7 protein-coding genes are annotated in these 9,322 nt (G+C 34.1%); 4 read left to right on the top strand and 3 right to left on the bottom strand.

The genetic code is table 11. From position 1 onward, the window contains the following. Window positions 1-2,188 (bottom strand): hypothetical protein (locus tag HNS38_RS19065; protein ID WP_172346921.1); only part of this gene is annotated, 2,188 nt, incomplete at its 3' end. A gap of 93 nt (window positions 2,189-2,281) precedes the next feature. Here HNS38_RS19065 and tsaD point away from each other — a divergent pair. Both tsaD and HNS38_RS19075 read left to right on the top strand, forming a co-directional pair. Further along, on the top strand, window positions 2,282-3,301 hold the full coding sequence (gene tsaD / locus HNS38_RS19070; RefSeq protein WP_172279791.1) for a tRNA (adenosine(37)-N6)-threonylcarbamoyltransferase complex transferase subunit TsaD: 1,020 nt from the start codon (window positions 2,282-2,284) through the stop codon (window positions 3,299-3,301). A gap of 94 nt (window positions 3,302-3,395) precedes the next feature. Next, window positions 3,396-3,854: a low molecular weight protein-tyrosine-phosphatase gene (locus HNS38_RS19075; protein ID WP_216663789.1), complete on the top strand. Its 459-nt coding sequence runs from the start codon at window positions 3,396-3,398 to the stop codon at window positions 3,852-3,854. A 544-nt stretch (window positions 3,855-4,398) separates the two neighbouring features. Here HNS38_RS19075 and HNS38_RS19080 read toward each other — a convergent pair. Both HNS38_RS19080 and glmM read right to left on the bottom strand, forming a co-directional pair. Further along, window positions 4,399-5,148 carry a DUF3575 domain-containing protein gene (locus HNS38_RS19080; RefSeq protein ID WP_172279793.1) on the bottom strand — a complete coding sequence of 250 codons (750 nt, stop codon included), beginning with the start codon at window positions 5,146-5,148 and terminating at the stop codon, window positions 4,399-4,401. A 90-nt stretch (window positions 5,149-5,238) separates the two neighbouring features. Continuing rightward, window positions 5,239-6,633 carry a phosphoglucosamine mutase gene (gene glmM, locus HNS38_RS19085; protein ID WP_172279795.1) on the bottom strand — a complete coding sequence of 465 codons (1,395 nt, stop codon included), beginning with the start codon at window positions 6,631-6,633 and terminating at the stop codon, window positions 5,239-5,241. A 100-nt stretch (window positions 6,634-6,733) separates the two neighbouring features. On the opposite strand from glmM, the gene HNS38_RS19090 reads away from it, so the two are divergent. Both HNS38_RS19090 and HNS38_RS19095 read left to right on the top strand, forming a co-directional pair. Then, window positions 6,734-8,143: a tetratricopeptide repeat protein gene (locus tag HNS38_RS19090; protein ID WP_172279797.1), complete on the top strand. Its 1,410-nt coding sequence runs from the start codon at window positions 6,734-6,736 to the stop codon at window positions 8,141-8,143. 63 nt (window positions 8,144-8,206) lie between these two features. Next, window positions 8,207-9,112: a DUF368 domain-containing protein gene (locus tag HNS38_RS19095; protein WP_172279799.1), complete on the top strand. Its 906-nt coding sequence runs from the start codon at window positions 8,207-8,209 to the stop codon at window positions 9,110-9,112. The last annotated feature ends 210 nt before the right edge of the window (window positions 9,113-9,322 follow it).

A 9,322-nucleotide genomic window follows, 5' to 3' on the forward strand; every position in this document is an offset into this window, starting at 1 on the left:
ATTTAAGAGTATCTGATTCTGAGGGTTCTTTTAAAACCAATTCATTTACATAAGCCATGGCAAAGACATTTTCGGTATCTGAATAAAGGTTAAATGTTGGGCTTACAAAACGAATATCATTTACTTTTAACTCACTAGAAGAGGTTTGAATATTAATAATTTGATTTTCGGAGGAGAAAGAACCTTTTAAATTAATACTATCTTTAATATATAATTGTGGAACAAATAAATCCGTTAATACCTGAGTATTAGAAACAGTGAAATCAAAATCAAAATCTTCTTTTATCAACTCATCAAACTCCTCTTCAACTATCTCGAAATCTGACATATAATTTCTTGTAAACTTCTCAAAGGCTTGAGGAAACCTAGCTAAATTATATACCCCATATAAACCTCCATTCAAGAAATCAGAGCTCACTTTAATAGATTTAGCCTCCTCTAAATCTTCATCTATTTTAGAGATTACATAAAGACTATCCATAGAATAATTCTCACCTAGATAATAAAAATCAGTTGAATCAATATTTATATTCCCAAGGAAGGAATCTATTTCATTACCAGTAAAACTCATATGTATATTAGTCGATAAACTGGCAGACGTATCTATCGAGATTAAACCCAGCTGAGCTAGTTTTACATGTCTGAGTTGGGCATCAAAATCAAAAACAGGATGAAGAGAATCGAAATTTATCAAACCTCTAAAATCTGTCTTTATTAATTCATCAGTAATATGGAAAGCACCTTCAAACTGATTTTCCTTTACAAATGCATCAATAAAAATAGTCTGTAATTCATTACCTCGAAAGCTCAAACTATCTACTCTACCAGTAACATTTGACTCAACAGTAGCTAAGTTTAAGCCTTTTCCTCGAAGTTTAAAATCAAAATTGATCTTACCAAAATCGGATTCTAATTCAATAAACTGACCTAATTGGAAATTTCGTGCAGAAAAATCACCTTTATAATAAACGATTTTTTCTTCTGTATTATTTGTAAACTGAAGGTCTGTAGCCAAAAACCCCATGCCTGAATACAAGTCTATTTTGGATACAAAATCGTTATAAAAACCTGTAAAACGACCTTTTATTCTAATATCACCTAACTTTTCAATTTCTTGAGGAATACTACTTAACTTCTCGCCATTTGGCAAGTTGAAACTTTGAAGGTCTTTTAAATCTGTCGATAAATCTTGAATCTTTAGTTTAATAAATGTCTCATAAATATTTGGTAGGCCTGTCATTTGGAGGTTGCCCTTAAATGAAGTGGAAGTTCCAAAAGACAGCTTCAGATTCTCTCCTTTCATATTCCGTATTGGTCCTTTCACGCGCCCCTGCAGACGAAATAGGTTGTTCATCCCACGAGTTTCTGGAGCAAAATATGCAATATCCAACATGTTGATTTGTGAAGGATGAACATTGGCCTCTATAACTACCCCATTGATAAAATCTAGATAAGCTATCCAGCTTGGATAAATAAATTTTAAATCAAGATGCGCATTAGAACGCGGCGTCAGTAGATGAGCATCTTCTATGATGAGATGGGTAGAGCTTACAGTAGCTTGGCCATCCAAGTTAGTGAGCACAACGCCACTTCTATCCTTTGCACTCAAGTGCAAAACATGCCCTATTATACTATCATCAACGATATGGATATCTTCAATTTCTATATTGATTTGAGATATATCGAGGTGCTGATAATCCATATAAGGTAATGTTTTTATAGTATCCTCCTCAACTCTATACACAAAACGAGAATTTTCTATTCTAATATGGTCTAAACCAATTTGAATGGGATTTCGTGCAATTGTGTCTGCTATTTCAATTTTCGAAATCGAATCCTTATCATCTACTTCACTTTGAAAGAGCCTATTAATATTTAATCCATCGTCTTCTTTATATTGAACGAGGTTAACAAATGCGCTATCAATAAAAATATCGTTGATTGGAATTTCTGATAAAAAAGGTCGGAAAATATTATAGTCAAAATAAATCTGCTTGGCAGTAATCATAGGATTGCTTTGATGATCATTAATATAAACATCATTCAAACGTACTTTAAAGAAGGAAGTAATATGTACTTTATCAATCCACACCGAAACACCAAGCTTCTCACTTAAAAAAGAGGAACCTGCATTGGCAATAAAAGATTGCACTCTAGTATTCTGTAGTACAGCCAATAACAGCCCCATACTAAGAATAAATATTAGGATAATCCTAAGTAGTACATATATAATTCTCTTAACCAATGAAAGAATGTATTAATTTTGCCAAAATTTTATAACATGAGTACATACATTTTAGGTATTGAGTCATCTTGTGATGACACATCCGCGAGCGTCATCAAAGACGATGTGATATTGTCCAATATCATTGCCAATCAAGAAGTTCATCACAAATATGGTGGTGTAGTTCCAGAATTAGCTTCACGTTCGCATCAGCAAAATATCATACCTGTGATAGATCATGCACTTAAGGAAGCAAATATAAATAAAAATCAGCTCAGTGCTATCGCTTTTACAAGAGGTCCAGGCCTTTTGGGGAGTTTACTAGTTGGAACCTCTTTTGCCAAGTCTTTTGCCCTTGGATTAGACATCCCATTGATTGAAGTTGACCACTTACAAGCACATATTTTAGCTCATTTTGCTCAAAAACCAGAACTAAGAATTGATGTTCCAGAATTCCCTTTCCTATGTTTAACAGTATCTGGAGGACATACTCAAATAGTTAGAGTGGATGATTATTTCAAAATGACTATTTTAGGACAAACCATTGATGATGCAGCAGGAGAAGCATTTGACAAAACGGCTAAAATTATGAGCTTAGGATATCCTGGAGGACCAGTTATAGATAAATTAGCAAAAATTGGGGATTCAAAAAAGTTTTCTTTTCCTTTTCCACGAATTCCTGAACTAAATTATAGCTTTAGTGGTCTTAAAACTTCAGTTTTATATTTCTTAAGGGATGAATTAAAAAAAGATGATGACTTTATAGAGAAAAACAAAGCTGATATTGCCGCTAGTGTTCAATATAGCATCATTGAGATATTAATGAAAAAACTGGTATTGGCATCAAAGCAAACAGGGATTAAACAGATTGCAGTTGCTGGTGGCGTTAGTGCAAATAGTGGTTTGAGAGCTGCCATTAAAAATGGTGAAGAAAAGTTTGGATGGAAAACATTTATTCCAGCATTTGAATTTACTACTGATAATGCAGCAATGATAGCCATTTCTGGATTATTCAAATTTCAACAAGGAAAATTTACTGATCAGAAGGCAACTCCATATGCTAGATCCAATTTTTAAAGCATAAATCGTTTGCAAAGAATGCTCGAATTGTAATAGACTTTGATAGCGTCAACATCCCACACTCTAACAGAATTACTAAAACCCAAAACAGATGAAGATTTTAATGGTATGCTTAGGAAATATCTGCCGTTCCCCAATGGCAGAAGGTATTATGCGAGATAAGATTAGTGAGTATGATATTGAAGCTCAGGTAGACAGCTGTGGAACGGCAAACTACCATGTTGGCGAATCTCCCGACCATCGTGCTCAAAAAACCTTAAAACAACATCAAAGCGATATTTCTATGCTTCGTGGGCGACAGTTTCAGGTGAACGATTTTGACAAATTCGACCTGATCTTCACTATGGATGAAAGCAATTATACAAATATCAAAGCTTTGGCCAGAAATGAGCAAGACGAAGAGAAAGTGGAAATGATTATGAACATGGCTTATCCTAATGAAAATATTCCAGTTCCGGATCCCTATTATGGAGGTATTAATGGTTTTGAAGAAGTTTACCAGATGTTGACTTTGGCTTGTGATCAAATTGCAATAGGTATTAAAAATTAAAGGTGTGAAATATCACACCTTTAAACACAAACCATAATTAACCAAAAAATATTAATATAAATTAATGCTCAAATATACATTCAAATCCTATATGAGTCAAGGAAAAACATTAAATTTTCTTAATAAATATTTACAAAACTTATAAAATACTAGTGTTTAATAGGTCTACATAAGTATTATTTTTTATCACCCTCTATTTTTGTAATTATTTTAGCCCTAAGTACTTATAAAATATTTTCCTATCTCCATAAAGCTTTAGAAATAATTTAGCTTTGTGATTAGACTTTCGTAATTTTTTTTGAATAAACCAGGAGTTTAGGAAATCTCTGATATAGAAAAAGGCGCAAATGAACCTATTTGCGCCTCAATACAAACCATATTTAACCAAAAAATTTAATATGCAGCAAAATTAGGAAATATGAGCATACAAAAAAACCCTTTTTCCATTTTTTCAACAAAATAGAATCAGTCTAATAAAAATATTTTGCAACCAATTGATATTATAACATTTACAATATTTGCAAACGTTTGTTTTTTTTATTTCTTAAAAATGAAATCCAACCATAATCACATACCTAAATCCTACTCCTGGAGCATCGAAACGCCCACCCTTATTTATAGCATCAATATCTACAAATGTTTTCATCCAGGGATACTTTTCCTTAATCCGCTCCTTTATATAATCATAAGCTTCCGATTCCTCATCAATCTCTATTTCCCCAGAAACCTTTACCATTCCATAATAATAGGTAAAACTAGGTCCTATTAATATCATATCGAGTGTTAACCTTTCCCAAAAAACAAATTGATAACCCAATTCAAAACCCAAACTAGTCATTGAAAAAGCAGCATCTATGTCAAAATCGTTTTTAATGACATCAGAATTACCAAAATGCACATTATTCCCAAAAGCATAGCGATAGTAGGTCATATACGGGCCAATATATACTCCATCAGGGGCTTGCCTAGCATTTCTTTTCGATAAATAAAATCGATAATCTAAAGAGGTAGTAAAGCCCAAGCGATTGCCTTTACCAGTGGTAATAACATCATTTGATTTATCAGAAAGAAACTGTGGAAATAGCAAAAGTCCCAAATTAACCGACATACTTTGGTTTGGAGTTATCAACCGCTCATAGCCCAAAGTCAGGTTATTGGTATTAATAATTAATGGTGTTAAATTTAACCTAATGGTATTCTTTTTTTGTTTGTAGGTACTTGAATCAGATGTAGCTTGACCATATGATAAGTTAACCAACAACAATACTAATAATAACAGACTTATTTTTTTCATGATGTGAATTTAGTAATTTTTAGGGTTAAAAAAAACCATTTGTAATACAATAACAGATTACAAATGGTTTTTTTAAGATTTAGTGGTATCTTAAGATTCTCGTAAAATTTCTCCTACGTCAGACATCATTTTCTTAGAAAGGTTTTCCGCCATATTAGTAGAATTGCTTTCTGAATATATTCTAATGATTGGCTCTGTATTCGATTTCCGTAAATGAACCCAACCATCTTCAAAATCGATTTTAACACCGTCTATGGTTGAAACCTCTTCTCTCTCATATTTCTTGGCAATCTTAGCTAAAATATCGTCCACATCCATTTCTGGCTCTAGGTTGATTCTATTTTTTGAGATAAAATAATCAGGATAAGAAGAGCGAATCATACTCACTTTTTCTTTCTTCTCAGCCATTAGACTTAAGAATAGTGCAATTCCAACTAAAGAATCGCGCCCATAATGCAGTTCTGGGAAAATAATTCCGCCATTACCTTCTCCTCCAATGATAGCATTTGTAGCTTTCATCATCTCAACCACATTTACTTCTCCTACAGCAGAAGCTTTATATTCTACACCATGCTTCTTCGAAATATCTCGCAAGGCTCGTGTACTGCTTAAATTGGAAACCGTATTTCCTTTTTTCTTAGATAATATGTAGTCAGCGACAGCTACTAATGTATACTCCTCCCCAAACATTCCACCATCTTCGCTAATAATAGCTAAACGATCCACATCTGGATCCACAACAAATCCAACATCAGCTTTTCTCTTTACTACTTCATCTGAGATTGCAGTTAAGTTTTCTGGTAATGGTTCAGGATTATGCGGGAAAATGCCATTAGGCTCATCGAACATTGGGATGATGTTTTCCACTCCTAGAGCAGTTAATAAGGGAGGTATAGAAATTCCACCAGTAGAATTCACCGCATCAAAAGCCACTGTGAAATTTGCTTTTTTAATGGCATCCACATTCACTAAATCTAGCTCTAAAATCTTTTGAATATGCTTATCAATCTGTGTATCGTCAGTAGATATGGAACCAATATCATCTATGCCTTTGTATTCAACATGACCATCCTCAATGGAATCTAACAGCTCTTTTCCTTCTGCAGCTGAAATAAACTCTCCTTTAGCATTGAGTAGTTTTAATGCATTCCACTGCTTAGGATTATGACTTGCTGTGAGGATAATACCACCTTGAGCTTGCAATTCAATAACAGCCATCTCTACTGTTGGAGTAGTACTCAATCCGAGGCTAATGACCTCCACTCCCATCGCTACAAGCGTATTATTGACCAATGCTTCTACCATTTCGCCACTTAATCGGGCATCTCGTCCAACTAATATTTTTATTTTTTCTTTTCCTGAAGATTTATATATGAACTGAGCATAGGCTGAAGAGAAGGCTACGATATCAGCTGGAGTAAGGCTTTCACCTTGTTTTCCACCAATTGTTCCGCGAAAACCAGATATAGATTTTATTAATGTCATAAGGAGTATTTTGATGTTTGGCGTTAATTTTCGACAAAAATAGAACATTTCCATTTTAGTAGCACCAATTTTCATAATTTTGCGGCCAATAATTTTATTTATGAGCGAAGAATTTGATCAGTTTTCAAGTGAGGACCTACAAAATATGGAAGAGAGATTTTTTCAGATGAAAGAGTCTAAAGGTACTATATACTTTGATGTAGATGAATATGAGGCCCTTATTGATTTATTTTTTGAAAAAGATGATACTGAAAATATAGAAATTGTATTAAACCATGCCTTGGAGCAACATCCTGGCAATTATGACTTTCTATTGAAGAAAGCTCAATTATTTGCCATGTATGGACAGGATGAACAAGGCCTACAGATATTAGATGACCTAAAAGGTTTTGCCGCCGATGCTGATTATTTTATGATTAGAGGTACTTTATTATCTAATCTACAGAAATATAGAGAAGCTATTGAAGAGTACACTAAAGCCCTCAATAGTGGTCAGGATTTGGAAGAAATATATGCTAATATTGCTTTTGAATATGAAAATTTAGAGCAATATGACAAAGCCATAGAGTATTTAACCAAGGTGGTGACCATTAATCCAGAAAACGAAGCAGGATTAAATGAAATAGGAATTTGTTTTGAAATGAGTAACCAGTCTGAGAAATCAGTAGATTATTTCAATAATTTCTTGGATAAACACCCCTACTCTCGTTCGGCATGGTTTAATTTGGCTATTGCATTTAATAGCCTTGGAAAAAATGAAAGAGCTATTGATGCCTACGAGTTTTCATTGGCCATTGACGAAAATCAGCCCAGCGCCTTTTTCAATATTGCCAATATTTATGCCGGACTTGAAAACCACCCGAAAGCTATTGATTATTATCGACGAACCCTATCCAAAGAATCCCCCGATGCCATTACCTATTATTACATGGGCGAATCTTACGAGAAAATGGATAGGTTTGATGATGCCTTAGAAGCCTATTCTAATTCACATCATATCAATACCGGATTTCATGAAGCCTTATTGGGAATGACCAGATGCTACTATAGTATTGGTGATGAAGAGGAGGCCTTCAAGCAATTAGACCTTGCCATAGAAATGGACGAGCCTTTTCCTCTATTTTGGAGCATTAGAAGTTTGAAGCTGGACGAGTTGGGTTTCTTTAAATTGGCTCATACGGCACTCTCCAGACTTGTACGTCAATATCCTGATGAGATAATATATAGTCTGAGTATGGCTGTGCTTTATAATAACCACGACCTGGAGCAATCTATTAGAATCCTCGATGATATTATTAGTGAGCAAACTGATTCTGATAAGCAGGCCTTGGCTCTCTTTCTTAAAAGTCTATATTTATTAAAACTTGGTCAGAAAGAAGAGGGCGTAAAATGTTTTAAGAAAGCTATTGCATTAAATAAAGAAGAGTTTAGCAATCCTTTAATTCAAAGCGAATTAAACAATAACCAACATGACATTTTAGTGGATTTAATCAAAAAACACGATTTATAATCTTCTATAAAAGCATTATACCATCAAATGATTTTTTTGTATCTTTATTAGAAATTACATTATATGAAAGAGTTTATCAGTCTGTTTTTTAAAGGAATGGCAATGGGAGCTGCCAATGTAATCCCTGGAGTTTCGGGAGGAACCATCGCATTAATCACAGGAATATTTGAGCGATTAATCAATGCTATTAAATCCTTTAACCTGAATGCCATAAAGTTATTGTTTTCAGGAAAGATAAAAGCCTTTATCGAACATACTGACCTTTACTTTTTAATTGCTCTTTTCTCGGGTGTGGCCGCATCAATTATATCTGTAGCTAGGCTTTTCGCTTTTCTATTCGAGAATTACCCCGTTTATATTTGGTCTTTCTTTTTTGGATTAATTATTGCCTCGGTTATTTTTGTGGGCAAGACTGTGGAAAAATGGAAAATCAGTGTAATTATCTCTTTCATCATTGGAGCTATTGCTGCCATGAGTATTACCCTCCTCACTCCTGCTTCAGAAAATGATGGCTTTATATATTTGATGCTTTGTGGTGTGGTGGCTGTTTGTAGTATGATACTTCCCGGATTATCTGGCTCTTTCGTTCTGATACTAATGGGTAATTATCAACTGGTGATGATTGATGCCATCAACGATATGAGACTCGATATTTTATTACCAGTGGTATTAGGTGCTATGGGTGGTTTATTGGGATTCTCCTATATCCTTTCTTGGGTTTTTAAGAAGTTTCGCGACCAAACCATCAGTACCTTAACTGGATTTATTTTAGGTTCTTTAGGTATCATTTGGCCTTGGAAAGAAGAAATCATCAAAAACTTCAGTGGCAAAGAAAAAGTGGTGGGTTACGATTATCACCTTCCAGCTTTGAATATGGAATTTTTCGTAGCATTAGGGCTGATAATAGCTGGTTTTGTAGTGATTTGGTTGATGGAAGTTCAGGCTTCTAAGAGTGGAAAGAGTGAGTAGAAGTATTTCTTATCAAGATGTATTTCAATACCGTCTGCCCTGATTTTTTATTCGAGAATCCACACTATCCCAAAATGCTTGGGATAAAAACAACTTAACCTTAAGATTTAGCCGTTTTTATTATCAATAGTATTTGTCAATTCCACCAAATCCTTTAATTAACTCAAGTTGCTAGCAGTCCATTTTATTTAATGTATATGAAAACAAGAA

This window comes from Lentimicrobium sp. L6 (assembly GCF_013166655.1).
GTDB lineage: Bacteria > Bacteroidota > Bacteroidia > Bacteroidales > UBA12170 > UBA12170.